Source organism: Larkinella rosea (assembly GCF_003858635.1).
Lineage (GTDB): Bacteria > Bacteroidota > Bacteroidia > Cytophagales > Spirosomataceae > Larkinella > Larkinella rosea.
This window is the reverse complement of the sequence record NZ_RQJO01000015.1, coordinates 481,897-507,452: the sequence shown is the minus strand read 5'-3', so window position 1 is coordinate 507,452 and position 25,556 is coordinate 481,897. Positions and strand designations below refer to the sequence as shown.

General features: G+C 47.4%; 28 protein-coding genes. 20 read left to right on the top strand and 8 right to left on the bottom strand.

Annotation, left to right across the window (positions count from 1 at the left end; genetic code table 11):
* Positions 1-92: 92 nt before the first annotated feature.
* The 3 genes from EHT25_RS28600 to EHT25_RS28590 form a co-directional block, all read right to left on the bottom strand.
* Complete coding sequence (locus tag EHT25_RS28600) at positions 93-557, bottom strand: RrF2 family transcriptional regulator (protein WP_124878869.1); 465 nt, start codon at positions 555-557, stop codon at positions 93-95.
* A 197-nt stretch (positions 558-754) separates the two neighbouring features.
* Complete coding sequence (locus EHT25_RS28595) at positions 755-2,104, bottom strand: beta-helix domain-containing protein (protein ID WP_221622342.1); 1,350 nt, start codon at positions 2,102-2,104, stop codon at positions 755-757.
* A gap of 53 nt (positions 2,105-2,157) precedes the next feature.
* Positions 2,158-4,965, bottom strand: coding sequence for a TonB-dependent receptor (locus EHT25_RS28590; RefSeq protein ID WP_124878868.1), 2,808 nt, complete (start codon positions 4,963-4,965; stop codon positions 2,158-2,160).
* A gap of 585 nt (positions 4,966-5,550) precedes the next feature.
* On the opposite strand from EHT25_RS28590, the gene EHT25_RS33065 reads away from it, so the two are divergent.
* The 17 genes from EHT25_RS33065 to EHT25_RS28505 all read left to right on the top strand — a co-directional run bounded on the left by EHT25_RS33065 (position 5,551) and on the right by EHT25_RS28505 (position 18,033).
* The gene (locus EHT25_RS33065) at positions 5,551-5,949 is read left to right on the top strand and encodes a hypothetical protein (protein WP_124878867.1); all 399 of its coding nucleotides are present in this window, start codon (positions 5,551-5,553) and stop codon (positions 5,947-5,949) included.
* Positions 5,950-6,178: 229 nt separating this feature from the next.
* Entirely contained in the window at positions 6,179-6,886 is a 708-nt protein-coding gene (locus tag EHT25_RS28580) for a DUF2071 domain-containing protein (protein ID WP_124878866.1), read from the top strand.
* Between the two features lie 338 nt (positions 6,887-7,224).
* Entirely contained in the window at positions 7,225-8,016 is a 792-nt protein-coding gene (locus EHT25_RS28575) for an SDR family oxidoreductase (protein WP_124878865.1), read from the top strand.
* 131 nt (positions 8,017-8,147) lie between these two features.
* A complete protein-coding gene (locus EHT25_RS28570) occupies positions 8,148-8,492 on the top strand; it encodes a hypothetical protein (protein WP_124878864.1) in 345 nt (114 codons plus the stop codon).
* Positions 8,493-8,542: 50 nt separating this feature from the next.
* Positions 8,543-9,451, top strand: coding sequence for a helix-turn-helix domain-containing protein (locus tag EHT25_RS28565; protein ID WP_124878863.1), 909 nt, complete (start codon positions 8,543-8,545; stop codon positions 9,449-9,451).
* A gap of 291 nt (positions 9,452-9,742) precedes the next feature.
* Positions 9,743-10,108: a hypothetical protein gene (locus EHT25_RS28560; RefSeq protein ID WP_124878862.1), complete on the top strand. Its 366-nt coding sequence runs from the start codon at positions 9,743-9,745 to the stop codon at positions 10,106-10,108.
* A gap of 422 nt (positions 10,109-10,530) precedes the next feature.
* Positions 10,531-11,112, top strand: a complete 582-nt coding sequence (locus tag EHT25_RS28555) for a Crp/Fnr family transcriptional regulator (RefSeq protein ID WP_124878861.1) — start codon at positions 10,531-10,533, stop codon at positions 11,110-11,112.
* An 83-nt stretch (positions 11,113-11,195) separates the two neighbouring features.
* Positions 11,196-11,813: a hypothetical protein gene (locus EHT25_RS28550; RefSeq protein ID WP_124878860.1), complete on the top strand. Its 618-nt coding sequence runs from the start codon at positions 11,196-11,198 to the stop codon at positions 11,811-11,813.
* A gap of 175 nt (positions 11,814-11,988) precedes the next feature.
* Positions 11,989-12,360 carry a DUF6567 family protein gene (locus EHT25_RS28545; RefSeq protein ID WP_124878859.1) on the top strand — a complete coding sequence of 124 codons (372 nt, stop codon included), beginning with the start codon at positions 11,989-11,991 and terminating at the stop codon, positions 12,358-12,360.
* A 79-nt stretch (positions 12,361-12,439) separates the two neighbouring features.
* Positions 12,440-13,066 (top strand): hypothetical protein, encoded by a 627-nt coding sequence (locus EHT25_RS28540; RefSeq protein WP_124878858.1) that lies wholly within the window; start codon positions 12,440-12,442, stop codon positions 13,064-13,066.
* 10 nt (positions 13,067-13,076) lie between these two features.
* Positions 13,077-13,508: a DUF6326 family protein gene (locus tag EHT25_RS28535; protein WP_124878857.1), complete on the top strand. Its 432-nt coding sequence runs from the start codon at positions 13,077-13,079 to the stop codon at positions 13,506-13,508.
* Between the two features lie 321 nt (positions 13,509-13,829).
* Positions 13,830-14,168, top strand: coding sequence for an ArsR/SmtB family transcription factor (locus tag EHT25_RS28530; RefSeq protein WP_124879159.1), 339 nt, complete (start codon positions 13,830-13,832; stop codon positions 14,166-14,168).
* On the top strand, positions 14,146-14,658 hold the full coding sequence (locus EHT25_RS28525) for an SRPBCC family protein (RefSeq protein WP_124878856.1): 513 nt from the start codon (positions 14,146-14,148) through the stop codon (positions 14,656-14,658). Before EHT25_RS28530 ends, EHT25_RS28525 begins: the two co-directional genes overlap by 23 nt.
* A gap of 1,042 nt (positions 14,659-15,700) precedes the next feature.
* Positions 15,701-16,294, top strand: a complete 594-nt coding sequence (locus EHT25_RS28520) for a dihydrofolate reductase family protein (protein WP_124878855.1) — start codon at positions 15,701-15,703, stop codon at positions 16,292-16,294.
* Between the two features lie 112 nt (positions 16,295-16,406).
* Positions 16,407-16,775: a DUF2200 domain-containing protein gene (locus EHT25_RS28515; RefSeq protein WP_124878854.1), complete on the top strand. Its 369-nt coding sequence runs from the start codon at positions 16,407-16,409 to the stop codon at positions 16,773-16,775.
* Between the two features lie 63 nt (positions 16,776-16,838).
* The gene (locus EHT25_RS28510; RefSeq protein WP_124878853.1) at positions 16,839-17,405 is read left to right on the top strand and encodes a dihydrofolate reductase family protein; all 567 of its coding nucleotides are present in this window, start codon (positions 16,839-16,841) and stop codon (positions 17,403-17,405) included.
* Between the two features lie 70 nt (positions 17,406-17,475).
* Positions 17,476-18,033, top strand: a complete 558-nt coding sequence (locus EHT25_RS28505) for a dihydrofolate reductase family protein (protein WP_124879158.1) — start codon at positions 17,476-17,478, stop codon at positions 18,031-18,033.
* Between the two features lie 562 nt (positions 18,034-18,595).
* On the opposite strand, the gene EHT25_RS28500 is transcribed toward EHT25_RS28505, so the two are convergent.
* Positions 18,596-19,042: a PaaI family thioesterase gene (locus tag EHT25_RS28500; RefSeq protein ID WP_124878852.1), complete on the bottom strand. Its 447-nt coding sequence runs from the start codon at positions 19,040-19,042 to the stop codon at positions 18,596-18,598.
* A 140-nt stretch (positions 19,043-19,182) separates the two neighbouring features.
* On the opposite strand from EHT25_RS28500, the gene EHT25_RS28495 reads away from it, so the two are divergent.
* A complete protein-coding gene (locus tag EHT25_RS28495; RefSeq protein ID WP_124878851.1) occupies positions 19,183-19,959 on the top strand; it encodes a phosphosulfolactate synthase in 777 nt (258 codons plus the stop codon).
* Positions 19,960-19,976: 17 nt separating this feature from the next.
* A complete protein-coding gene (locus tag EHT25_RS28490) occupies positions 19,977-20,627 on the top strand; it encodes a DedA family protein (RefSeq protein WP_124878850.1) in 651 nt (216 codons plus the stop codon).
* A 110-nt stretch (positions 20,628-20,737) separates the two neighbouring features.
* Here the strand turns inward: EHT25_RS28490 and EHT25_RS28485 are convergent, their stop codons facing one another.
* Entirely contained in the window at positions 20,738-21,421 is a 684-nt protein-coding gene (locus tag EHT25_RS28485) for an outer membrane beta-barrel protein (protein ID WP_124878849.1), read from the bottom strand.
* A gap of 174 nt (positions 21,422-21,595) precedes the next feature.
* Here EHT25_RS28485 and EHT25_RS28480 point away from each other — a divergent pair, with 174 nt between their 5' ends.
* A complete protein-coding gene (locus EHT25_RS28480; protein WP_124878848.1) occupies positions 21,596-22,177 on the top strand; it encodes a peptidylprolyl isomerase in 582 nt (193 codons plus the stop codon).
* 209 nt (positions 22,178-22,386) lie between these two features.
* Here EHT25_RS28480 and EHT25_RS28475 read toward each other — a convergent pair whose 3' ends face one another.
* From EHT25_RS28475 to EHT25_RS28465, 3 genes are all read right to left on the bottom strand, one after another.
* A complete protein-coding gene (locus tag EHT25_RS28475; RefSeq protein WP_124878847.1) occupies positions 22,387-22,581 on the bottom strand; it encodes a cold-shock protein in 195 nt (64 codons plus the stop codon).
* A 160-nt stretch (positions 22,582-22,741) separates the two neighbouring features.
* Positions 22,742-24,010, bottom strand: a complete 1,269-nt coding sequence (gene preA / locus EHT25_RS28470; RefSeq protein WP_124878846.1) for an NAD-dependent dihydropyrimidine dehydrogenase subunit PreA — start codon at positions 24,008-24,010, stop codon at positions 22,742-22,744.
* 127 nt (positions 24,011-24,137) lie between these two features.
* Positions 24,138-25,475, bottom strand: a complete 1,338-nt coding sequence (locus EHT25_RS28465; RefSeq protein ID WP_124878845.1) for an NAD(P)-dependent oxidoreductase — start codon at positions 25,473-25,475, stop codon at positions 24,138-24,140.
* Between the last annotated feature and the right edge of the window lie 81 nt (positions 25,476-25,556).

Genomic DNA, 25,556 nt, shown 5'->3' with positions numbered 1-25,556 from the left:
TACCCACGGACTTTAGTCCGTGAATCATCCTCAATTCTCAAAACACGGACTAAAGTCCGTGGGTACGTGCGTCAGCCACCGTAAACCGTAAACTAGTTATTCTCCGTATCAATCAGATTTACTTCCACGACCTGGTGTTCGGCTTCCCGGCGGGTGAAGGCGGATAAGGTGGTTTTTTCGTAAACCGCCAGATTGGCGTCGCGAACGCGCTCCATGATGGGGCGGATGGCGCAGGTGACTTCGTCGTTGCAATCGTCGCAGCGGACGTAAAAATTATGCGAAACACAGGGCGTTGGCGCAATTGGCCCGTCGATGACGCGCAACACCTGAGCCAGATTGACCCGCTCGGGATCAACGCGCAGCAAATAACCGCCCCCTTTTCCCTTCTGGCTTTGCAAAATACCGTGGTTACGCAGTTCAAGCAGAATCGCTTCCAGAAATTTTTTTGGGATGTTTTCCTTCGCCGAAATATAAGAAATCAGTATCGGTCCTTTTCCAAACTCTTCGGTGAGCACTTTTAAGGCTTTGATGGCATACTTGGCTTTCTTCGAAATCATTGTGCTTATAGGTAGTAAACAGGTTCAGGTGTCGGTTTTAGGTTATTGTGTCAAGGTATTAACTTATTAGTCTATAGACAAGTTCCTCAATAGATTTTGTAGTGATACCTCTCCCCGCAGTAAATGGTAAAAATAAGAAAAAAGCCGGAGCAAAGCCCCGGCCTTTTCGTGCGACACCAAATATAAAGAATTGACGTTTATTTGAGCGTATAATCGGTATTCTGGGGATCGAAGTTGGTCCAGGTTTCCGTCCAGTCGGTCGCACCAAACGCCCCAACGTAGGTCGTCGCTTCCAGACCGGCCGGCAGCGTAGCACCGCCGGTCAGCAACGGAGATCCGGTTTGCAGCAGGATACCCGGTTTACCGGTCAGTACGTTGAAGTTAGCTGCAAGTTTCAGGTTGGCTTCAACCGCGCCGAAGGTGTTCTTGCGGGAAGCCGCTTTGATCATCGTCGTATCGGCACCCACCAGCGGCAAAACCGCATTGGCAATCGACACGCCCTGGTAATCGCTCTTCCCGGTTTTGAAATTGTTCTGCGAATCAGCCGCTTCCAGTTCCAGGCCTTTCGGATAAGCCGCCGACACCACCGTATTGTAAATGCTGATGGCTGAGTTCCGGCGAATCCGGAATGCTGAACGGTATTTACTGTTTACGGCGCCAGGTCCCAGAAAGAGGCTCACGTTGGCAAATTTGGCCGATGTTTGCGGCAGATCCTGCGAACCGGTTCCGTCGTTGTCCGATTCAAAACCGTTCGAATCCGAGCAGGTACACTGATCGGCTACCGCCGGATCGCGCAGAATCATCCCGTACTGAACCGTTCCGGCATACCCATAGTCCGTATCGAAATCGTCGTCCAGCGTCCGGTAAGCCACTAAATGGCGGGCGTTAACCGTACCACCAAACCATTCGATGGCGTCGTCACCGCTGTACGAAACCTGTACGTAGTCGATCACGGTTCCATTACCGACACCCGCCAGCGTCAGACCGTTGATTTCTTTATCCGTCTGGAAGGCAATGCCACCAAACTCGATGCGGACGTACCGCAGGATACCCGAATTGTCAGCCGCGTCGCCCGTCGCACCGCCCGGTACGATCGAAACTTCTTCCCCTTCAATTTTGAAATCCTTTTTGTTGGCGGGGGCTTTTCCCATAATTACGACACCACCCCAGTCGCCCGCCCGGCGCTGACCGATGGCCTGATTCGACGTAAAAACGATCGGTTTTGCTTTCGTTCCGTCGGCGATGATTTTCGCACCCGGCAAAATGAACAGCGACGCTTTCGAAGCCTGATCCCCTTTGATCACCGTACCCGGTTCGATCGTCAGCGTAACGCCCGGTTGTACATATACAAATCCTTTCAGTAAATACTGATTTTTCGCAGCCCAGGTTGTATTCGTCGTAATGTTTCCACTTACCTCCGTCATGGTTCCCGGCGTTGGTGCAGGACCCAGATCGTCGTCATCGCTACTATTGTTACAGGAAACCATTATGCCCAGTGTTACTACGCTCAGCAGCAACGCCAACATCCAGGTTGTTAACTTTTTCATACTGTTTTAAATTGGGTGATTGTTAAGTTGTATAGTGGTATTGTCTTGAAAATTTAGAATTTGTAGGTGATCCCTACTGTTGAATACGAGCCGCGTTTAAACCGCTGGTATACATCGTCGCTGGCCGTAATTTTCTTGTCCAGATTCGAATCCTGAATCAGGCGGAATGGCTGGTTCAGCAGATCCTGAATACCGGCGCGAACTTCGATGTGATCACCGATTTTCTTGGTGACCGTCAAGTCGATGACGTTGCGCGGCATTTCGTAAATCGTCGGTTGCACCGACCGATCACCCACCGCGAAAATCCGGCGGCCAATCACGTTGTAGAGTACGTTCACCTGCCAGCCCTGTTTCGGATCGGTGTAGTAAATCCCGGCGTTGACCAGATACGGCGACTGCCCCTGCAGCGAGCGGTTATTTTCCTGACCCACAAACGAGTTGATCACCGAACTTTTGATCAGGGCCGCATTCAGCAAAACCGTCAGATTGTCCAGAAAACCGGAGGCACTCACCCCCCGCAGCGACTTGCGCGCTTCGAGTTCGACCCCCATGCTGTAGGCGTTGTTGGCGTTATCGACGGTGTAGGAAACTCCGCTACCCGAGTAGTTGATTTTGGCTTCGATCGGGTTGATGAAGTACTTGTAAAAACCGGCCACCGAAATCAGCTCGCCCTCGCCCGGATAAAACTCGTAGCGTACGTCGGCGTTGTGAATCTTGGCAATTTTCAGGTTCGGATTTCCAACCCGCGACACGTCGTAGTTAAAGTCATAGTAGGCAAACTGCGCCAGCTCGCGGAATTCCGGCCGGTTGACCGACATGCTGTAGGCCACGCGGAACAGCGATTTGTCCGACAGGTTATACGAGGCATTGACCGACGGCAGCGGGCTGAAAATCGGGTTATCGACCTTGATCGGTTGAACGCCATTCACGACACTTTGCAGTTGCTGGCGGTTGTATTCGCCCCGGAAACCGACCGTTGCGTTAAACCGGGCCGACAGCGGAATGTAGGCACCGACGTAACCCGACACCAGCATGTTCTGGGCGTCGTAATGGTCCTGCGTGTTGGTACCTTCGTTGTAATACAAACCGTTCGGCGACAGGTTGCTGGCCCGGAAAAATTGCGACGGACTCTGCGACAGAATCTCGGCACTCACATTATTCGGGTTGACAATCCCGAAATACCGTGCCTTAAACGCCCGGTCTTTGTATTCGGCGTAAGCCCCGGCGCGCAGTTTCAGAATCTGCTTGTCGTCGGTATCGGCCGGAGCGGCTTTTTTGTATTCGTAATCGACGCGGCCCGTGGTCACGTATTCGTTCAGGTTCGAGTAAAACCGGGCGGCATTCTGGAACGTCGGGCTGGGTTGCTGCGGAACGTCGATGCGGAACGGTTCGCTGCTGCCCTGCGGACGGCTCGACGTGAACCGGCGGTAATCCGGCTCCTGGCGGTTCGTGAAACCAAAACCGCCCGTCCAGCGCAAGCGGCTCTGGCCGTTCAGTTCGTGCGTACCGTTCAACTGGCCGGTGTAAATGCTTTTCTGTTCGTAGCGGAAGGCGTAGTTGTTCAGTTCCAGGTTGTTATCGTTGTAACCGTTCCGGATCGTCGTTTCTTTCGTGCCCAACTGGTTGAACAGGTTCCGAAACTCGATTTTCGTCCGTGGATTCAGAATCAATGCCCAGTTGCTCAGTACGCCCAGCCGCGTGTTTTCCGTCAGCAACTGGTCTTTGTAGGCGTATTGAATGTCGCTCTTGCCGGTGGTGGGGTCGGCGGCAAAATACCGGTATTGCTCCACGTTCGAGAACGTGTGGGCGTTGGTGTAGTTGATGTTCGTGAAGGTGGTCAGTTCCTTGCTGCCAATGTAAAACCGGCGGCTGAAACCCAGTTGCGCCCGCAAATCCGGCGAAACCGCTTTTTTGTTCAGGTCGAAATACGGCGACAGCGCTTTAAACTTGTTGATGACCGGTTCTGACGACGCGCCGAAGACGTTGATCCGGCGTTGCGACGGGAAATTGGCCGGTAACCGGCGCGTTCCGTCGTCGAAACCGAGCCAGTCGGTTTTGCCGCCCTGGTACGTATTCAGGTTCTGGAAGGTCGTGTTGGCGCGGTAGGAAGTCGAAATACCGGCGTAGAAGCTGTTGGCGTCCGGGATGGTTTTGGTGTAGATTTTGATGATCCCGCCCCCGAAGTCGCCCGGCAGCTCGGCGGCTCCCGATTTGAAGATCAGCATCCGGTCGATGGCCGAACTCGGAATCAGATCGAACGAGAACGCCTTGATATCCACCTCGGTCGAGGGCGTAATGACGTCGTTCAGCATCACGGTATTGTAGCGTTCGTTCAGCCCGCGGACGATGATAAACCGGTCGTCCTGGATGGAAACGCCCGGCACCCGGCGGATGACCTGCGACGCGTCGCGGTCCTGGCTGCGGGAAATCTGCTGCGCCGAAATCCCGACGGCTACCTGCTCGATCTGCTTGATTTCGGTGATGACGGCCACTTCGGTGTTGGTGCCGCGCTGACCTTTTACGACGACTTCTGCGAGGGTTTTGTTGTCTTCGGTGAGTGCCGAGTTGATCAGCGTGGTTTTTCCGGCTTCCACCCGCACGTTGTCGATGGTTTTGGTGGCGTAGGAAATGTAGCTGATTTGCAGTTGGTGAACCCCGGCGGGGACTTTGGCGATTTCGAAGTTTCCTTCGATGTCGGTGACGGAACCGATCACCGGGTTAGCCCCGACGACCTGGATGGTGGCGCCAATGATGGCTTCGTTGTTTTTGGCGTCTTTGATTGTCCCTTTGAGGGAGCCGCTCTGGGCAAAGACGGAAATTTGGAGTACTAAAAGGGAAATCGCAGTTAGAAGAAATTTCATGGTTTGGTGTCGTTTTTTGACGACCCAAAGGTAGAGCGGCTATATTACCTCAGTGTTACGGGAAGGTTATGGGAGAGTTGTGATTTCTTGGACCCGACAGCGAAGTCCAGAAAACAAAATTTAGCTGAACAAAAGCTGAGCTAACTTCCTGCAAAGCAGAACAACGAGGTCTGAAAATTAAATTTTCTTAATGCCTATTTGCGCCCCACAATCTGAGAAAAACTACTTAAATCATACGGCCAGTCTAAGTAGTTCACCGCCCGGAGAGAGGGGCAGTGAACACCGTGACCATACGATAAACTCTAATTTTCTTTTATAACTTCACGTCCGAGGAAAAGAGGGCAATATCTCCGTTGTCGCTCGCGTGCCGCGAGTGACTCCTATCCACAGAGCCTCTGGCCAGTCCTGGCAATGAGCTAAAAACCGGCTTCGGGCTGGAAGCCCTTCCTTGTATTGCTCACTCGCGACACGCGAGCGAGTACGGAGTTGAAATTGGCGGTATTTGTTTAATTTATAGTGTATTACACCATCCATGACTAATTCCTACTCCGGTGTGAGAACGCTTACACCGGAGTAGTTAATTATATGATTAATTTTTTAACTACTATCCGTGAAGGATATTTTTTCTTTCTTAAAAGAATGAGAGGGGTATATCCAACATTGAAGCAAATTAATGAAGGTTTGCGTTATGTATACTTTGGCTATTTTATTGCTATATTATCACTAATCGTTGTACTATTTACTAGTGGAAATTTGCAAACGATTGCATTAACTCTACCAAGCAAATTAATCCTGGCCGGACTCATTTTTTTTATCTACAATTTAATCTTCAAGAATCTTCATAGGGATATATTCGATAGACCTATTGATGCCAATCAAGACCCAGAACATATTAAAGCTCTCATTTATAATTTTATTTTTGTATTTTTAGGATCGTTTTTTAGTATTTTAATTGTATTTTTTATTTCATACCTATTAAATTAAAGGAGTTTTTATAGTTCATTTTATATAATGATAGATATAACCTTTGAGGTGGTCCGATTTAGCGGCACACTCCGTTGTCGCTCGCGTGCCGCGAGTGACTCCTATCCACAGGGCCTTCGGCCCGTCCTCGCAATGAGCTAAAAGTTTACGTTAAAAACCGGCCTCGGGCTGGAAGCCCTTACAATACTCCTCATTCGCGACACGCGAGCGGAAGAAATTCAACAAGAAAATGAAGATCCCGACACTACACGGATATATCGACAGAAGAATTTTAATCAACTTTACAGCTGACCCAAAAGCTGTTGAAAGAATTATTCCATTTCCGTTTAGACCCAAACTTTATAAAGACAAAGCAATCGTCGGAATTTGTTTAATCAGACTAAAAAAGATAAAACCAAAAGGACTTCCTGAGTTTATTGGAGTGAACTCTGAAAATGGTGCTCACAGAATTGCAGTTGAGTGGGACGAAAACGGAGAAATTAAATCTGGCGTTTACATCCCTCGTAGAGATACTTCACTTAAACTAAACGCTCTTGTTGGCGGAAGAATATTTCCTGGAAAACATTACTACGCAAAATTTAATGTAAATGAAAATGACGGAAATTACCATATTGACTTTAAAAGTTTAGACGGAACTGAACTTTTAATTGACGCTTCCGAAACGAAGTTATTTAACGACAAATCAATTTTTGAAACATTAAATAACGCTTCTGATTTTTTTGAAAATGGCGACCTTGGTTACTCGCCAAATAAAAACAAATTTGATGGAATAAGATTGAAAGCGTATAAATGGGAAGTTAAACCACTTGAAGTATTGAAAGTAAAATCAAGTTTTTTTGAAAACGAAGAGATTTTCCCAAAAGGTTCTGTGACTTTTGACAATGCATTACTTTTGACAGACATTGAACACGAATGGAAAAGCGAAAAGAGTAAATAACCGCTCCGTTGTCACTCGCGTGCCGCGAGTGACTTCTATCCACAGGACCTCCGGCCCGTCCACGCACCTATCTAAAATGTACGCTAAAACCGGCTTCGGGCTGGAAGCCCTTCCTTTTATTGCTCACTCGCGACACGCGAGCGAGAACGGAGTTCTCTTTATTTTATACCTTGAAAAACCACCATCGCCCGGCGGTGGAATCGCAGCGGAAGCAAAATCGCGTGAGTGCCCATCTCCCCATCGCTCCAATTCTTCCCTTTCGGCTACAACATAGCGACTTTTGACTACATCCGTTTTCTGACGACTGCTGAACTTTGCCGTACCAAACGATCAGATCCATGAACGTACAAAACAACACCATTTTAGTGACCGGCGGCACCGGCGGTTTCGGCTTTGAGTTTGCCTCGAAATTGATTGCGCTGGGCAACACGGTTATTATCACCGGTCGCAATACCGAAAAATTGCAGGAAATAAAAGGCAAACTTCCGCAGGTGCACACCATTCAGAGTGACGTGAGCAACGCAGACGACATCGTCCGGCTGTACCAGCAGGTTACGCAACAGTTTCCGCACCTGAATATTCTCATCAACAATGCCGGCGAAATGCGTAAATTAAGTCTGCATCACCACCACGCCCTGGCCGACATCACCCGCGAAGTTGAAATCAACCTGATGGGGCCGATCCGGATGGTGCAGCAATTTTTGCCACACCTGAAAAAACAAAAAAATGCGGCTATTCTGAACGTAACCTCGGGCATTGCCCTGCTGCCATTTGCGATATCGCCGGTTTACAGTGCCAGCAAGTCAGGGCTTCGTTCCTACACGCAGGCCTTACGGGTCCAGCTCAAAAATACCAGCATTAAAGTGATGGAATTAGTAGCGCCCGGAAGCTCTACCCCGCTGAATGATAAATTTAAAAATGAAGAGGGCTTTAGCACGAATCTGTTAATGGCTCCGGAAAAAATCGTAGCGGATGCCATCAAAGGAATGGCGAACGACAAGGATGAAATTTATCCCGGTATTGCCAAAGTGATGCGGATTTTGAGTAGACTGGTACCCAATTTTCTGATTTCGCAATCCGGCAAAATGGGCGCATCCTACATGTACGGAACGAATGATCGTAGACAGTAAACCGCACGATTAAAACCACTTCAATAAGCTAGATGCAGATGAAAGAGAATAGACAAGCGACTAACCAGCTAAAAATCAGCTAAATACTATTTCATCTTTTCTCTTTTGTCTAACTGTCTCCTATACATCCCATGAAAATTCTGAGCATTATCCTCCTTTTAGTATCCGCCTTTCTGGGTCTCAAACACGGCTGGGATGCTTTTCAGCCCGGCAATGCCGAACAGGCCAAAATGATGGCCACCTTAGGAATTTCCAAAGCCGCTTTGCCGGTTTTCGGCGTGGTTTCCATCCTGGCCGGATTGATGCTGCTTTTTCCGCAAACCTTTTTTATCGCTAACCTGCTGAATGCCGTTTCAATTGTGTTGATCATGGCCTTGGCGTTACGGGCAGGGGATGTCAAAATGGCGTTACTTGAAATTCCGTTTCTCGCCATTCCGTTGCTGCTGATCTGGTTGAAGTATCCGTTTAAATTTTAACAGCCGAAACGCTGGAAAACCGAAACGATTGAATACAATTTTTGGTAAAAATGGCACATTCAAAACCGTACCGGATCAAATCCATCCCGGAAATCCATCGGTTGATGGGGCTTCCCAAACCGCATCATCCGCTCATTGGCCTGATTGACCTGAAAGGACTGAAAGATGATCCGGATATCAAGGCCGTTATCACTGATTTGTATGTTGTATCGCTCAAAAGAGGGTGCGATAAGTTGTTTTATGGTCAGCAGAAATACGATTTTGACGACGGGTTGATGGCTTTTATAGCCCCCGGGCAGATTCTGCGGGGTGAAGCGAACGGTGTCCCGCACAATCTGGAAGGCTGGATGCTGTTCATTCATCCCGATTTTCTGTGGAATACGTCACTCGCCAAAAAAATCAAGCAGTACGAATACTTTGGGTATTCCACCAACGAAGCGCTCTTTCTTTCCGAAAAAGAAGAAAGTTTAATCAATACCCTGATCGAAAACATTCAACAGGAATATCATTCCAACATTGATAAGTTTAGTCAGGATGTTATTATTGCCCAGCTGGAATTGCTGTTTACGTACGCCCAGCGGTTTTACGAACGCCAGTTTATCACGCGGAAAATAACCAACAGCCAGATTTTAAACCGCCTGGAAGCGGTGTTAAGCGATTATTTTAATAACGAAGAGTTACTCGCAACCGGGCTACCAAGCGTTCAGTATATTGCCGATACGTTAACCATTTCAAGCAAGTACTTAAGCAGTCTGCTCAAACAGTTAACGGGACAGACCACGCAACAGCACATCCACGAAAAACTGGTTGAAAAAGCCAAAGAAAAGCTATCCACCACCGAGTTATCCGTCAGCGAAATCGCCTATAAACTGGGCTTTGAACATTCACAATCGTTCAGTAAATTCTTCCGGACAAAAACAAAACAAAGCCCGTTGGAATTCAGGGCAGCTTTTAACTGACCGATCATAAGCGCTGCGGTTAACTCGGTGTCTCCGTTCTCGCTCGCGTGCCGCGAGTGACTCCTGTCCACAAATCCTCCGGCCCGTCCTCGCAATGAGCTGAAAATGTACGCTAAAACCGGATTTGGGCTGGGAGCCCTTCTTACTCTCAATCACGACAACAGAGATACGAAAAAAACAAGGATACAAGCAAATCCTTTGCGGTAATGTGGTGAAGGTCCGAAAAATGACTTAGTTTAAAGCCGTAAGACGTAACAACGGAAATAAAATACAACAAAAACAATAAAATGTATGGCAACAACGGCGAAACTCCTGGAAGACAGCTTACTTGTCATTTGGAATGACCGAAATGCAGACAATCGGTTGAAGGCCATGCAGGAAATTTATGCACCTGACATTCACTTTTACGAAAGCAATACCGGGGAAGCCATTGTTGGACACACAGCGATTAACGAACTGATAGCAAAATTGCAGACAGAATGGGCAATTGAATTTCAATTCGAATTGAACAAGCCATCCCAAATAAACCATGCAACACAGATTGTTTCCTGGAACCTTGGACCAAAAGGGGCGACACCAATTGCCACAGGAATGGACGTTGCTTTTATTGACAATGACTTGATAAAATCGCTGTATCTGTTTTTGGACATTAAATAAATAAGCGATAGCGAAGCAAATAGCAAACCTACTACCGCTAAAATCGCATCGGCAATAGGGGGCAGACGGTTTTCAAATGCCCCACCATTTCTCCGTTCTCGCTCGCGTGCCGCGAGTGACTCCTATCCACAAATCCTCCGGCCCGTCCTCGCAATAAGCTGAAAATGTATGCTAAAACCGGCTTCGGGCGGGAAGCCCTTACGACTAGTCCGCACTCGCGACACGCGAACGGAGATCATCGGCAGTGCCTATCCAGGCTGTCGTTTCGGCGGACGGAATTCTGTTCGGTATTCGTTCTAAACTTCAACTTTTGTTTGTTAATTTAGCTTCGTTTCCGGGCGGCCGGTTGGTCAATTCCCCAACGGCACAAAGCCCGAATGGTGGTGGCCCATATAACAGACGACAGTAACAACAGCAAAACAATGCAGGACATCCTATTTGACTTCATAGCAAAATACATTTCTCTGACGGAAGAGGAGAAGAACGTACTCCTTTCGTTAGACCTGTTCCGCTCGGTTAAGAAGGGGACTATTTTACTCAAAGAAGGACAGAAATCGCGCGATGAGTATTTTGTCCTGAAAGGATGCCTGCGAAAATATTACATCATCGATGGGGAAGAAAAAACAACCGCCTTTTTTACAGAAATGGACGCATTGACACCCCATTGTGTAAAAAATAATGATCCGTCTGAGTATTTCATCAGTTGTGTAGAGAATACCATATTGATAGTTACAAACCCGGATATGGGCGTTGAAGTAAATGCCAAGTTTCCAAAATTTGACCTGATGTGTCGACTAATGGCCGAAGAACTGTTGGCCCGGCAACAAATCAATTTTGACGAGTTCAAGACTTCTTCCCCTGAACAGCGCTACCTGAACTTACTGCAAAATAGACCCGACCTTATTCAACGTGTGCCACAACACCAATTATCAAGTTACCTGGGTATCAAACCACAATCCCTGAGTCGATTAAGAGCACGGATTTTGGAAAAAAGCAAAGGGTAACTTCATTTCTTAACTTAAGTGAACGATTTCAAGCCGATTGCCAATCCATCTTTGCCATATCGTTTAAGATCAATTAAAAAGATATGCAAAAGAAGATTGTATGGATTGGACTTGCCCTCGTGTTGGCAAGCCGTTTACAGGTGAATGCCCAATATGCCAACCAAGATAGTACGTATAAACGGTGGTTCGTTGGAAGTTCACTCTATATGTTGGGAAATTTTGCCAAAGTAAATAACCCGGAGTATGTGCAATTAAATTTGGGTTATCGAATCACACCGAAAGATGTACTTTCCCTTGATTTTAAAAGATCCATTTATTCCTGGCCCATCGGTATCCCTTTTGGACCCTCTTTTGATAAACCGGGGCTAAACTATCCCGGACATGCCCGCATACTTGCCCCGACAATAGGATACCAGCGTTTCTGGTGGAAAGGAGTCTTTACATCCGTTCATGCATTGAATGCTTTTGAAAAATACCTGGACGAGAATAAAAGAAAGATTGGTAATGGATACACGTTATATCTGAACTTCCATTTGGGTTACCAGCTTAAATTTTTCAAAAACCGCTTCTTTTTTGAACCAGCGATTGGATGTAGTTATTGGCCTGTAAGAACCCATGTTCCGGAATCTTTTAAATCAGTAGAGAAAAAATGGAACAACTACTTTATTCAACCGGGTTTTAATTTCGGGTTTAACATTTAGCATCCTTCGCCGGAAATTAACCGGATCCCTTTCAACATACTAAATCCCCCAACAACAGTCTCTCCTGTTCAGGAATCGGTTTTTTATAGAACCTTCCATCGCGGCTACTTTCCGTCCCGTGTGCATCAATAGGCCGGAAATTTTAACACCTGTATAACCATAATTACTTACTACAATGAAAAAGATCGGCATTTATTCCGTGTTGGTATTGTTCGCGGCATTCCTTAGTTCATGTGGCATCGGCCACGCCCTTGTTACCAACCACAATCAAAACGCCACCGAGGTACACTTAAGTGGCAACAACTTCAACGTAATTGATCAGGTAAGCGGAAGTTCGGAGGTCTCTTATGTATTGGCCATTGGAGGGATGAACAAAAGGCAGTTGTACGAAAATGCGTATTCAGCGATGATGAAGAAAGCCAACTTGTTGAATGGTTCCAAAGCCATCATCAACGTAATGACGGAGGAACACGTCAGTGGTTTTGCCCCTTTCTTTGTCAGAAGAACCATAACGGTGAGTGCTCAGGTAGTTGAATTTACGAGGTAAGTTTAATTACGTTGGCAGTGGATTTAGTATCTCTCACTTATCTCCTTTTTCAGCATCGTTTAACAGGAAATAAAAAGACATGCAAAAGAAAATTTTATTCATTGGTTTTGTCTTACTAATGACGAGTACGCTTCCCCTCAAAGCCCAATATGCTAAGACAGACAGCACGTATAAACGGTGGTTCGTTGGGAGCACCATATTTTTATTGGGTAATTTGGCAACGACAAACCCACCCGACTTTTTTCAACTCAATGTAGGCTATCGTATTACCGGGAAAGATGTCATTGCACTAGAACCAAAAACCTGGAAATATGCCTGGCCGAATGGTATTCACCCCTTTTTAAACAACTCATACGGAAAGCCGGAAGAAAAATTTCCGGGGTATATTCGTGAGTATGGCTTCTCCGTGGCTTACCAACGATTTTTTTGGAAAGGTCTATATACCGAATTGAATGTCATGCCTACCTGGCAAACTTTTGTGAATGCTGACGGTAAAAAAATTGACAATGGATTTCAGTTTTTCAATACGTACCGCGTTGGTTATCACATCAAACTTTTTAAGGACCGGTTTTTTATTCAACCCTCCATTGCCATTACCCACCGTCCTTATCACACCAAAATGCCGGATGGATTTAAACAGTTAGACGATAAATGGTCGAAATTTGTCTTCGGAGAACCGGGATTTCATTTTGGGTTTAACTTTTAGGTGATCATTTATGGATACACAAAAAATACCCCAAAATGCACTGGAAGACATCAAGGTTAATTTGAAACTGAAATTGGCAGCGTTGTGGGCGAGTTTTATGTTTCTCTACCTCTATGTCGATTATTTTCACTTATTTATGCCGGGTGCACTGGAAGATCTGTTAGCAGGCAAGGCATTTGTGTTTGAAATTACGCAAGCATTTCTTTTGATCGTACTCGCTGCTGTGACGATTCCGGCGCTCATGATTTTTCTCTCTGTCGCCTTACCGGCTAACGTAAATCGCTGGACAAACCTCATCGTGGCCGCGATTCACATTCCTTATATGTTGTTTAATCTGGCAGGCGAAGCCTGGATGCATATGGTGTTTGGCGCTGTTGTAGAAGTGATTCTTCTTGGTCTAATTATCCGCTATGCCTGGAAATGGCCTCGTATTGAAACATGAAAAACCGCTGATCGAACAATTTTAGGAAAATTATCTTCGCATGTTTTTCCTAAAATTGTTCGATCAGCGGTTTTGGTGGGTGCAATTCCTCGCACCTTCGGCATTATATATACACATCTTTTGGGGTCGCCCAGCGACCGAATGTTTGTAGGAAAAGCAGCCGAGTTTGCCTCTTTTGCCGGGCCGCCGGGCGGCAGCACCACCCTGCGCCTTTGCATTTCCCCACCTTTATTCCTCAAAAAAAATTGAAAATAAATTTGCGAAACCAATTAGTTGCGCGTATATATGCAACCGATTGATTTCATTAATACAGGTAGACAAATGCGTAGAGATATTTTTCAGGCCGTGGCTGACCCCACAAGACGAGCAATCATCGTCTTACTTGCAGTACAGGCAATGACACCCAACGCCATTGCCGACAACTTCCATACAACACGGCAAGCAGTGTCAAAACATTTACGCATTTTGACCGAATGCGAAATCGTAAAACAGGAACACAAAGGAAGAGAGATTTTTTACTCTCTCGAAATGGACAAAATGAAAGAAATCGACAAGTGGTTAGAACAATTCAAAACGGTTTGGGAAAGCCGGTTCAATCAACTTGACGATGTATTAGTAACCATTAAAACAAGAAAAGATGAAAACCAGTCTGCTAGTTGATTTTACCGTTGACAAAACAACAAAAACGGTATTTGTAACCAGAGAATTTGCAGCCGAACTTCCATTGGTTTGGGATGCATTTACAAAACAGGAAATCCTCGACCAGTGGTGGGCTCCAAAGCCTTTTACATCCAAAACTAAATCAATGGACTTTAAAGTTGGTGGAAGACGGTTTTATGCGATGGTAAGCCCCGAAGGGCAGGAGATGTGGGCCATTCACAAATACACTTCCATTACGCCAAAAACCAATTTCAAATACCTGAATGCGTTTGCGGACAAAGATGAAAACCCGTATTTGCCTGGTTCTGATTGGGATTTTAATTTCAGTGAACAAAACGGAAAAACCAAAGTCAGCATTACTATTTACAATGATTCCCTTGAACGCATGGAGAAAATGATTGAAATGGGATTCAAAGAAGGATTCACCGTAACATTAAATGAACTGGAAGAATTATTAGAACGGACGAAAACCGCCCCGGAAGAACAATAGCAATTTCTCAAACACCCCCGCTAACACCTTGCTAATCTTCCGACCTTACCCCTTCATCAGCACAATCCTCTTCATCACTGAAGTTTTAATCGTTCTATTTGTCCACGATGAAATCATCCGGCCCTACCTGGGGATTTCATCGTGGTTATTTTAATTGATCGCTTTCTCCACTCCCTCCTGAACACAGCAGTTTCGGCGTTTTACTGTTTTCTTATACGCTGGAAGTTCTGCAATACGTCAATCGGGTCTGGGAACGTATATACTCGGCGTTCTTTTCATTTTATACGTTGAAAAGACAAAAACCGCCCGGCGGTTGAATCGTACTATAATTTCTTAATTTGCTTCCAGATACGGTTTTTCATTGGCGATCATATGCCTACCAGAAACCCGGAATGAAGATATGAATTGGTATCATTTAACGATAGAACTTTCAAGCAAACAGAAGATGGGGAATCGTAAGATGATAATAGAGAACGGAGATACGAATTAACTAATTTGCCAACGATTGATACTAAAAAATTTGACAGCAGCACGCCCGGAGACGAAACAAAACAAGTCGATTTACTCAAATTACTTTATGCCGAAGTAAATTCAAATTATAAGAACCTGGCCGATATACGGTTTAAACTGTTGGGGATTGTATCAGCTGTTTCGGTACTCGCCTGGGCAACACGTTTTATAAGACATTGAAATAGGCAGCATTTCCAGCTGTATTCCAGGCACCATTAAGGGAGACTAAAACCTAATAAAGTTGACAAATTTGGAAAAATCATTAATCATGACCGGTCATTAGATCTTTTTTATTCAAGTGTCTATGCCGGTTGGTTTCTTTATTTAAACTTATTTGAAACCCATACATTGCTGAACTCATTGCCGCGGGTGGCTCCTATTCACAGAGCTTCCGGCCCATCCCCGCACTTGACTAAACTACGCTGGACGGCTCCCCACTTGTCGCATTCAGCCACCCGAATTGTCGCATTTACACTGCCATGAAATCCGGTTTGTTGGCGAGCTTTGTATCGTACCAAAACAGCCCAATGTCATGAGAAAAATAATTGTTATCTCCATGATTACCTTAGATGGTGTATTGCAGGGACCCGGTGGAGCGCAAGAAGATACCTCCGGCGGTTTCGAATTCGGTGGGTGGAGCGCGCCCTACGGGGATGAGGTGATGGGCAAGGTCATGGGAAAACTGATGCAACCATCCGATCTTTTGTTAGGCCGAAAAACATTTGATATCTGGGCGGGCTACTGGCCGCAACACACCGACTTTTGGCCCAGTATCAACGATGTCACCAAATACGTCGTATCCACGACCCTGACAACCTCCGACTGGCAAAACTCCGTTTTCCTCGACAGCCTGGCCGAAATCGAAAAGCTCAAAAATTCGGAAGGTTCCGATCTTACCGTCTGGGGCAGTGGTAACCTGATTCAATCGCTCCTGAAGCATGATCTGGTGGACGAACTCTGGCTCCAGATTCACCCCCTGACGCTTGGTCAGGGCAAAAAGTTGTTTGACAATGGCCCGATTCCGGCCGCATTTACCGTAGCCGAAAGCGTTGTGACGCCAACCGGGGTGTTTATTGCCAATTACAAACGGGCTGGCGATGTGAAAACCGGCGATGTTATCGCTTAAAAACAGAAGCAGACAAAAGAAGAAAGCGCATCGATAAACGGGTATTGTATTGATTTTTAACCAATTTGTCGTTCATCGACGCGCTTTTGTTTAACTATCTATCCCAAAAGGCATGAAAGCAACTCCCGAACACGATGAGCGAATGGCGAAAATGACGTTCGCGTCGGTGTATCCGCTCTACATCACCAAAGTAGAACGAAAAGGCCGGACCAAAGCCGAACTGGATCAGGTCATCGAATGGCTGACCGGTTTTGATGAGCAAAAACGGCAGGAACTGATTGACGGGAAAGTGACCTTTGAAACCTTCTTTCAGCAGGCCCGGCTACATCCGAATGCCTCCCTCATCACGGGCGTAATATGCGGCTACCGGGTCGAAGAAATCGAAAACCCGTTAACGAAACAGGTACGGTATTTAGACAAGCTGGTCGACGAACTGGCGAAAGGCAAAAAGATGGAGAAGGTATTGCGGAATACGGATTAAATCCCAAAAACCGGTAATCCATCTGCACTAATTTCAGGACGAAAAGCAGTAAACGAACAAACGATGAGAAAGCTAATTGCCGCCATCAACATGACACTGGATGGTTTTTGCGATCACACGGCCGGGATTGCGAATGACGAAACCCATCAACATTACAATCAGCTGCTACGGGACGCCGGTGCCCTTCTCTACGGAAGGGTAACCTACCAGCTCATGGAACATTATTGGCCAGCTGTCGTAAAAAACCCCACCGGCAACCAGCCAACGGATGAATTTGCCGTACTGATCGACAACATTCCAAAGATTGTTTTTTCCCGCACGCTTCAAGAGGTTGACTGGAAAAATACACTATTGAAAAAGGAAATTACGGCAGAAGAAATTTTAGCGCTCAAGCAACAAGCGGGTAAGCATCTTTTTGTGGGCAGCCCCGGTTTAATCGGCGCCTTCACGCAACTGGGCTTGATTGATGAATACCAGCTGGCCATTCACCCAGTGGTTGTAGGAAGTGGCTTACCCTTATTCAAAAACATCAGGGAAAGAATTGATCTTAAACTCCTGAAAACCAAACCATTCGAATGCGGTGTCGTCATTCATTATTACGAGCCGGCCAGGTTGGGTGTGGATCAGTAACAACCCATAAGTTGGGGTGTTCTTTTTCACCAATCGGTTTCTCCAACGCCCGAAAAATCAAATGAGATCAATGACAACGGACGCCTTTAACGTAACGATCCACATGGTTTCGAGTCTGGACGGTATTATTGCCAAAAAAGACAATAGCGTTGCGTGGTTTGATACACCCGACCATTACGAGAAAGGCGTTACCGGACAGGACCCGGAAGAGTTTCTGAAAACCATCGATTGCTACCTCATGGGCGCCCGCACCTACGAGCACGCCCTGGCGCTTTCAAAATCGTACGGCTGGGCCTATGGCGACACGCCAACCTTTGTCGTCACGAACCGAAAGCTGCCGGTTGAAAGACCAAACATCGCGTTTTACGCGGGCGACCTGCGCTACCTGGTGGAACGGCTAAAACCGCGCTACACGAATGTCTGGGTGGTCGGAGGTGCCGTGCTGGCCCGCGAGTTCATCCGTTTAAAATTGGCGGACGACATTCGGTTATCCATTTTGCCGATTCTTTTAGGAGAAGGAACCCGGTTTTTTGACCAGATCGTCCCGGAACAAATCTTACACTTAAGAGACGTAACCGCCTACAAAACCGGTATGGTGGAGTTGTGGTACGAAATCAGAAAATCATAGCCAATAGGCCCGCTTCCAGACAGAAACAGGCCGTTTAGCAATCGGGTGGCCGACGGATAAAGACTTCATTTTTCGGCCGCTTCGACCCTCCAACCCGTTCATCAGCCGAATAACCCCAAACGGCCGAATGAATCAGAAGCTTTTGTATCTTTACTTCGCCCCGGTTCCTCTTTTATTTTACCCTCTACTTATATGGCGCAGGAAGTTTGGATTTATTAGCCATTATGCAGAAAGTATTCTTTATCTATTCCATCTTATTGGTTTTAGGAATCGAGTATTTTACCAGCTCTGACGATTTTAAACACATTACATCCGGCAAACAAAAAATTCAGCCTACCAACCGCTAACCGGCCCTTCAGCAACAGGGCGGTTTTTCCCATTTCCGCCGGTTGGAACAACACGCTGCCTCGGTTGATCATTTTCCGGTACGGCGGTGATGCATCGGTTTCGTCAGGATGAAGAGCGGTTCCGGTAGTTGGTGGTGGTTGACGTATTCAGCCATTAGCACGCGTTAACCACCGTAGCGACGGCCCGGCGTAAACCATATACTGAAAACCGCAGACTAATGCTTGATTGAAGTCTGAATCAAGTTCGAAGCGGCTTTGGCGATAATTTTGCCATCGGCGGCTGTGATGACGCATTCGGCGTGAACGATATTTTTGCCGGCCCGCACCACCCGCGTCCGGGCCGTGACGGTTTCGCCCAGTTTGGCGCTGTGCAGAAAATCGACGTTCAGGTTCACGGAGGTGTAAATATGCTCCCGACCCAGCGCGTAAACCGTCGTCCCAATCAATTCGTCGGCAATGGCGGCTGCGGCTCCGCCGTGCAGAATCCGCATCGGGTTGGTCATGTCTTCCTTTACCTCATAGGCCACCGTCAGTGAGCCCGCTTCAGCTGCCAGCACGGTGCCGTTAAGCCAGCGACCGAGGGGCGACGGACTCTGGCGCATATCCTGGCCGATCATGGATTGGAAAAAAAGCAGCCGGGCGTTGGTTTCGGGGGTAGACATACACTAAATTTTTCCACAAAAATAGCATTTAACCAAGTGAAAAACGGTTTAATCAAGTATAATCTGTGGATTTTCTTGGGAGGTAGCCCGACTTGTGTTACTTTTGGGCGTTTTTTGCGCAAATCCGCTTTCCCCTCAAAATGAATTACACGCTTTCCCACATCCCGGAACGGACCGTAAAACCCCGGCAGCACGGCCTGACGATGGTTATGGACAAGGGGCTTAGTATCAGACAGGTTGAAGATTTTCTGTCTACATCGGCTGAATATACTGATATTGTGAAGCTAGGCTGGGCAACGTCATTCGTTACGCCCCACTTGAAAGAGAAACTGAAAGTTTATAAAGACGCCGGTATTCCGGCCTATTTCGGTGGTACGCTGTTTGAAGCTTTTGTGGTTCGAGGCCAATTCGATGACTACCGGCGACTGCTCGACACCTTCGATCTGCAATATGCCGAAGTGTCGGATGGTTCCATCGAAATGAATCTCGACGACAAATGTCACTATATCAGCGAATTAGCTAAACAAGTGACGGTTTTATCGGAAGTAGGTTCCAAAGACGAAGCCAAGATTATCCCACCTTACAAGTGGATTCAGCTCATGAAAGCCGAGCTGGAAGCCGGTGCCTGGAAAGTCATTGGCGAAGCGCGTGAAGGCGGAACCGTCGGCCTGTTCCGGGCCAGTGGCGAAGTTCGGCAGGGGCTGGTGGAAGAAATTCTGACGCAAATTCCCTCCGAAAAAATCATCTGGGAGGCTCCCCAGAAAGAACAGCAAGTCTGGTTTGTTAAACTGCTCGGTGCCAATGTCAACCTGGGCAATATTTCACCCAATGAAGCGATCCCGCTGGAAACCATTCGGTTAGGGCTGCGCGGTGATACATTTTCTCATTTTCTGAACGGCCTTGGGCTATCCCACTAATCAACCTATTCACACCTATGGAAGTTATTCAGTCGATTCTCGACTTCTTTTTGCACCTGGACAAGCATCTGGCCGACATCATCAATGAATACGGCACGCTAACCTACGCCATTCTGTTTCTGATCATTTTCGTAGAAACCGGTCTGATCGTCATGCCGTTGCTGCCGGGTGACTCGCTGCTGTTTGCCGCCGGAGCACTCGCGGCTTCAACCGGCGCACTGGATATGAAAATCATGATTCCATTGTTGATTATTGCGGCTTTGCTGGGCGATAACGTTAATTATTTCGTTGGTAAATTTCTCGGCGGGCAGATCAAAATGCGGGAGCGAATCCTATTCTTTAAACGGGAATACATTACCGAAACGGAGAACTTTTACCACAAACACGGCGGCAAAACCGTCATCATGGCCCGGTTTATTCCCATCGTCCGCACAATTGCGCCTTTCGTTGCCGGTGCGGGTAGTATGAACTATTCCAAGTACATCGGCTACTGCGTGGCCGGGGCCATTCTGTGGGTGGTTGGTGTTAGTATGTTAGGCTATCTATTTGGTAATCTGCCGATTATCAAAAATAATTTTGAACTGGTAATTTTCGGAATCATCGGTTTGTCAGTGGCACCGATTATTTTTCAATTCATCAAGTCGAAACTGACTCGGGCCACCGCCTGATTCATTTTGACTTGAGTCCAAGCAATCGGTCGGTTGATCGGGGAAATTAATTTTCCGATTAGCCGACCGGTTTTTTTATATAATGATTGGGGAGTTGGTCAGAAAATAAGCTAGCGCGAAACAGGATAATAAACGTTCAAACTATATGCTCTGGTTTTGTGAGTAAATCCGGGATTTTTGCTCCGGGAATGTATAATATCTGCAAGACCAGGCTCGTAGGAAAGAGCAACCCAAACCGGTCTCTTTCGTTTTCCTGAATGAATTTTAAATCCCAAGTCAAGATTTACGCCATAGTTTAGCCGATAAAAACCGCGCGTTTGGACAGTTGTGCTGATTAATTGACCATCTCCGGTATAAGAAAAACCTTTTGACTTTATTAAATACCCAGCAAATAAACCAAATCCAATAAAAGGCTTAATCTTTCCGAATTTTAACGGATAATACCTTAATTGAGGATGGAAATTAAGGTATGTAAAATATTCTTCCGACATATTATAAAAAGTTGTATCGAAATGGGGCGGGGAAATAACTCTTGTTGTTAAATAAGTTCTTGCACCATAACGTGATACATTGAGCGCAAAGGCCAGTTCATAATTAGTATTGATGGCTTTCATTCCATATATCCCGATTTTAAAACCGGTTATGGAATTGCGGGAAAATGGGTTGATATAGCCAACATTGGTATTGGAAATCCCCGCCGTTATACCCCAACTAGTATTCCTGAAAATTTGAGCTTTTGAGGATATAGCATATAGCCATAAGCCGACCAGCAAAAAGGGTTGAAACGTTTTCATCTTCGGTTTATGATTGTATTTTGATCACTCGGATTCGCTAATGCAATTTTCAGCAATAAATGTTCTTATTTGTATATTTTATAAAAATTTAACAATTGATGATTCTGTATTGCAACCGTCTTTTTAGCCCTATCAGTAAGTTTACCGATCTCCGGTGATTGACCCCGTAACGCGATGAAGCATCTTCTACTTTTTCTCCTCCTTTTTCTGACCGCCTGGAACGCTCTTGCCCAGCGCGTCCGGCTGGAAACCGAAGCGGGCCCGATCACGCTTGAGTTATACGCCGATAAAGCGCCCGGTACCGTAGCCAATTTTCTGCGGTATGTCGATGAAAAACGCTTTGATGGAAGCCGATTTTACCGCGTGGTCCGGCTGGATAATCAGGCAAGCAGTCCGGTAAAAATTGAAGTGATTCAGGGCGGATTACAGGATGATTCGACCCGGCGTCTGCCACCCATTTTGCAGGAAACGACGCAAAAAACCGGTCTGAAACATTTGAATGGCACACTTTCGATGGCGCGGACTCAGCCCAACAGCGAGACCTCGGAGTTTTTTATCTGCCTCAACGATCAGCCCGAACTGGATTTTGGCGGAAAACGAAATCCGGACGGGCAGGGGTTTGCGGCTTTTGGACGCGTGGTAGCGGGCATGGAAGTGGTCCGCCAGATTCAAAAAGGCGAAACCGGATCGGAAGCCAATCTGGCGCAGACATTGAAAAAACCGGTTATGATTCGAACCGCCCGGCGAGTGCCGTAAATTTACCCGTTGTTAGCTCAACCTTAGGACCATATTTGTCTACCCAATGCCGGAGAAGCAACAGTTTTCTTGACAACCAGAAAAGTTTCGGCGGGTGAGGTCACAAAAAATACGCCCTACAACCGGCGTTTGTGACGTTGAAAGGAAGAAAAAAGAAAGCCGGTTAGTTTTGAACAATCGCAATTCTTCGAAAGCTAACCGGCCGTTGGTTACCGGGCGCGTTTTACGTTCGTTGCATTCAACCCTTTTGGGCCGCGCTCTACTTCGAAAGTAACTTTGTCATGCTCCCGTAATTGATCTTGGCAGGCAGATACATGGACGAAAATGTCTCCACTTGCATCATCGGGTACGATAAACCCGAATCCTTTGTTTTCATTAAAAAACTTAACTGTACCCGTTGGCATGATTTTCAGGAATAAAATGGAGATGTAAAGTAACGGTTTCTTCCCGGTAGTTCGTCACATCGGGGCAAAAAATTATGCTAAGTGCAAAAAAAAGCCCAAAATTCTCGAATAATTACCTGTCTGTCAGGCGATTTTTACCCCGAAACTGTCTTTTTATTCGTCAATGATCGTTCAACGGCAACCCTCTGCGCTGAAATTCTTTCCAGTTGAGGTAGTCGTCACCCTTGCGCTGCTCCACCATCGTGATGCAGTTATCCACCGGGCAAACCAGTTTACAGAGGTTACAGCCGACGCATTTGTCCTCGATAATCGAATAGGTATTGTACGGTTTTCCGTAGGCAAGGTTGATCGATTGATGCGACGCATCTTCGCAGGCGATGTAACAGAGGCCGCAGCGAATGCACTTGTCGGGGTTGATGTGGGCCACAATGTGGTAATTGATGTCCAGATCTTCCCAGTGCGTGATGGTCGGGACGGACTTTCCGATAAAGTCATCGGTGGTCTGGAAGCCCTTGTCGTCCATCCAGTTGCTGAGCCCTTCGCACAAGTCTTCGATGATCCGAAAACCGTGTTTCATCACCGCCGTACAAACCTGCACGGTCGTCGCACCCAGCAGCATAAACTCAGCCGCATCTTTCCAGGTGCTGATGCCACCAATTCCGGAAATCGGCACCCGCGACGTAACCGGGTCCTGGCTCAAGGTTGTCAGCATTTTCAACGCGACCGGTTTGACCGCCGGACCGCAATACCCGCCAAAAACGGATTTTCCGGCTACGTACGGATTGGGTACCAAGGTATCGAGATCGACGCCCGTAATCGACTGAATGGTATTGATCAGTGACAAACCGTTGGTGCCGCCTTCCACCGACGCCCGGCCCGACGGCACCACGGAATGCACATTGGGGGTCAGTTTGGTAATCACCGGAATCGTGGCTTTTTCCATAACCCATTCCACCACCATCCGTGCAATGTCGGGGTCCTGCCCCACGGCCGCGCCCATGCCGCGCTCGGTCATACCGTGCGGACAGCCAAAATTGAGCTCCAGGCCGTGGGCACCCGTGTCTTCCACCTGCGCAATCAGCTCGTGCCATTTCTCGCGGCTGTTGTCGGCCATGAGCGAAACCACCATTGCACGGTCTGGAAACAGACGGACACATTCGGCAATTTCGCGGAGGTTAATGTCCAGCGGTCGGTCCGAAATCAGTTCAATGTTGTTGAAACCCATCATGCGGTTTCCGTTGTAATTGACGGACGAATAGCGCGATGAGACATTTTTGATCTGACTTCCCAGTGTTTTCCAGACCACGCCCCCCCAGCCTGCTTCAAAGGCCCGCAGGACGTTGTATTGCTTGTCCGTCGGCGGAGCACTCGCCAGCCAGTACGGATTAGGGGATTTGATGCCCAGAAAATTTGCCGATAAATCCGCCATGAGACGAGTTAGTTTATGGGTTTGGGTTTACGGTTTTCAGTATACGGTTTTCGGTGGCTGACGCGCGCTTTCTGACAAGTTTATACATTGCGGTAGCTGGAACGCATCAGCCACCGAAAACCGTATATTATTTTAAAAACGCCAGAATCGCCTTCGCACCGTCTTTCCCGGCCTGAACCGCGTCAACGACTTCCTTGCCGCCGTTGACGCAGTCGCCACCGGCGAAAACACCGTTGAGGTTCGTTGAACACGCCCCGTCAATCGTAATTTTTCCTTTCCGGTTTTCCAGTTGATTGATGCTGACCAGCTCTTCAAACGGCATTTGCCCGGCGGCTTTGATCACCATATCGACGTCCAGCGTGATCGTCTCTCCGGTTTCGACCGGCGACCGGCGACCGCTGGCGTCGGGTTCGCCCAGGCGCATCCGATTGCAAATCAGTTGCGTAACCTGCCCGTTTTGACCGACTATTTCCTGCGGAGCCGCCAGCCAGACGATTCGGCAGCCGTCCAGCTTCGCCAGATCCAATTCAACTTCGGTGCAGGGCATTTCGTCCTGTGTTCGGCGGTAAATGATGGTTACTTCGCTGGCTCCCAGCCGTTTGGCCTGCGTAGCCGCGTCGATGGCCGTCATGCCCAGACCAATTACTGCGACTCTATCGCCGACGGGTATGGACGGAAAACCGCTGGTTCGGATGTCGTAAATAAACCGGATCGCGTCTTCAACGCCCCTGAGATTTTCTCCTGGGATGTCCAATTGTCGCGCCAGCCCAACACCAACGCTCAAATAAACCGCATCGTAATTTTGTTGCAAGTCACTGAGTGAGACGGTTTTTCCCAATTCCTGATTGTACTGAATGACAATGCCGCCCAATGAGGTGATGAAATTGACTTCGTCTTCGCAAAACTGGGGTGTCACTTTGTAAGCCGCAATCCCGTACGTCATCAAGCCCCCCCCTTTGCTTTCTTTCTCGAAAACCGTCACGTCGATGCCTTCGCGACTCAGCGTGTGGGCGCAGCTCAACCCCGCCGGACCGGCTCCAACAACCGCCACGTTCTTATTTTGTGACGGTTTTCGCTGAAACAACGGCCACTTTTCGGCAATCGCTTTTTCGGTCGACAACCGTTGCAGTTTAGCAATCGGAATCGGCGGTTCGTCCATCAGAGTATAGACGCAGGAACCCTCGCATAATTTCTCGACCGGACAGACTTTCGAGCAGCCGCCCCCCATGATATTGGCGCTGAAAATCGTATGCGCCGACCCCTTCAGATTATCAGTGGTAATCTGCCGGATAAACTTCGGAATATCGATACTTGTCGGACAGCTTTTAACGCAGGGTGCATCGTAACAAAACAGGCAGCGATTGGCTTCCACCAAAGCCGCATTCCGCGTTTCAAACGGCGGGTGAATGTCGCTGAAATTCGCTTCGTATTGCTCAGCCGTTAACCGATTATTGACGATTGCCATAGTGTAAGTGTTCAGAATTAAGAGTGAAGAGGTAAAAATTAGCGTGCGTCAGCCAACCGCCGGACGGCCCCGTCATAACTC

What these genes read in the sequence shown, in the direction of transcription:
- EHT25_RS28600 (WP_124878869.1), bottom strand. Translation starts at nt 557, where the DNA reads ATGATTTCGAAGAAAGCCAAGTATGCCATCAAAGCCTTAAAAGTGCTC.
- EHT25_RS28595 (WP_221622342.1), bottom strand. Translation starts at nt 2,104, where the DNA reads ATGAAAAAGTTAACAACCTGGATGTTGGCGTTGCTGCTGAGCGTAGTA.
- EHT25_RS28590 (WP_124878868.1), bottom strand. Translation starts at nt 4,965, where the DNA reads ATGAAATTTCTTCTAACTGCGATTTCCCTTTTAGTACTCCAAATTTCC.
- EHT25_RS33065 (WP_124878867.1), top strand. Translation starts at nt 5,551, where the DNA reads ATGATTAATTTTTTAACTACTATCCGTGAAGGATATTTTTTCTTTCTT.
- EHT25_RS28580 (WP_124878866.1), top strand. Translation starts at nt 6,179, where the DNA reads ATGAAGATCCCGACACTACACGGATATATCGACAGAAGAATTTTAATC.
- EHT25_RS28575 (WP_124878865.1), top strand. Translation starts at nt 7,225, where the DNA reads ATGAACGTACAAAACAACACCATTTTAGTGACCGGCGGCACCGGCGGT.
- EHT25_RS28570 (WP_124878864.1), top strand. Translation starts at nt 8,148, where the DNA reads ATGAAAATTCTGAGCATTATCCTCCTTTTAGTATCCGCCTTTCTGGGT.
- EHT25_RS28565 (WP_124878863.1), top strand. Translation starts at nt 8,543, where the DNA reads ATGGCACATTCAAAACCGTACCGGATCAAATCCATCCCGGAAATCCAT.
- EHT25_RS28560 (WP_124878862.1), top strand. Translation starts at nt 9,743, where the DNA reads ATGGCAACAACGGCGAAACTCCTGGAAGACAGCTTACTTGTCATTTGG.
- EHT25_RS28555 (WP_124878861.1), top strand. Translation starts at nt 10,531, where the DNA reads ATGCAGGACATCCTATTTGACTTCATAGCAAAATACATTTCTCTGACG.
- EHT25_RS28550 (WP_124878860.1), top strand. Translation starts at nt 11,196, where the DNA reads ATGCAAAAGAAGATTGTATGGATTGGACTTGCCCTCGTGTTGGCAAGC.
- EHT25_RS28545 (WP_124878859.1), top strand. Translation starts at nt 11,989, where the DNA reads ATGAAAAAGATCGGCATTTATTCCGTGTTGGTATTGTTCGCGGCATTC.
- EHT25_RS28540 (WP_124878858.1), top strand. Translation starts at nt 12,440, where the DNA reads ATGCAAAAGAAAATTTTATTCATTGGTTTTGTCTTACTAATGACGAGT.
- EHT25_RS28535 (WP_124878857.1), top strand. Translation starts at nt 13,077, where the DNA reads ATGGATACACAAAAAATACCCCAAAATGCACTGGAAGACATCAAGGTT.
- EHT25_RS28530 (WP_124879159.1), top strand. Translation starts at nt 13,830, where the DNA reads ATGCGTAGAGATATTTTTCAGGCCGTGGCTGACCCCACAAGACGAGCA.
- EHT25_RS28525 (WP_124878856.1), top strand. Translation starts at nt 14,146, where the DNA reads ATGAAAACCAGTCTGCTAGTTGATTTTACCGTTGACAAAACAACAAAA.
- EHT25_RS28520 (WP_124878855.1), top strand. Translation starts at nt 15,701, where the DNA reads ATGAGAAAAATAATTGTTATCTCCATGATTACCTTAGATGGTGTATTG.
- EHT25_RS28515 (WP_124878854.1), top strand. Translation starts at nt 16,407, where the DNA reads ATGAAAGCAACTCCCGAACACGATGAGCGAATGGCGAAAATGACGTTC.
- EHT25_RS28510 (WP_124878853.1), top strand. Translation starts at nt 16,839, where the DNA reads ATGAGAAAGCTAATTGCCGCCATCAACATGACACTGGATGGTTTTTGC.
- EHT25_RS28505 (WP_124879158.1), top strand. Translation starts at nt 17,476, where the DNA reads ATGACAACGGACGCCTTTAACGTAACGATCCACATGGTTTCGAGTCTG.
- EHT25_RS28500 (WP_124878852.1), bottom strand. Translation starts at nt 19,042, where the DNA reads ATGTCTACCCCCGAAACCAACGCCCGGCTGCTTTTTTTCCAATCCATG.
- EHT25_RS28495 (WP_124878851.1), top strand. Translation starts at nt 19,183, where the DNA reads ATGAATTACACGCTTTCCCACATCCCGGAACGGACCGTAAAACCCCGG.
- EHT25_RS28490 (WP_124878850.1), top strand. Translation starts at nt 19,977, where the DNA reads ATGGAAGTTATTCAGTCGATTCTCGACTTCTTTTTGCACCTGGACAAG.
- EHT25_RS28485 (WP_124878849.1), bottom strand. Translation starts at nt 21,421, where the DNA reads ATGAAAACGTTTCAACCCTTTTTGCTGGTCGGCTTATGGCTATATGCT.
- EHT25_RS28480 (WP_124878848.1), top strand. Translation starts at nt 21,596, where the DNA reads ATGAAGCATCTTCTACTTTTTCTCCTCCTTTTTCTGACCGCCTGGAAC.
- EHT25_RS28475 (WP_124878847.1), bottom strand. Translation starts at nt 22,581, where the DNA reads ATGCCAACGGGTACAGTTAAGTTTTTTAATGAAAACAAAGGATTCGGG.
- preA (WP_124878846.1), bottom strand. Translation starts at nt 24,010, where the DNA reads ATGGCGGATTTATCGGCAAATTTTCTGGGCATCAAATCCCCTAATCCG.
- EHT25_RS28465 (WP_124878845.1), bottom strand. Translation starts at nt 25,475, where the DNA reads ATGGCAATCGTCAATAATCGGTTAACGGCTGAGCAATACGAAGCGAAT.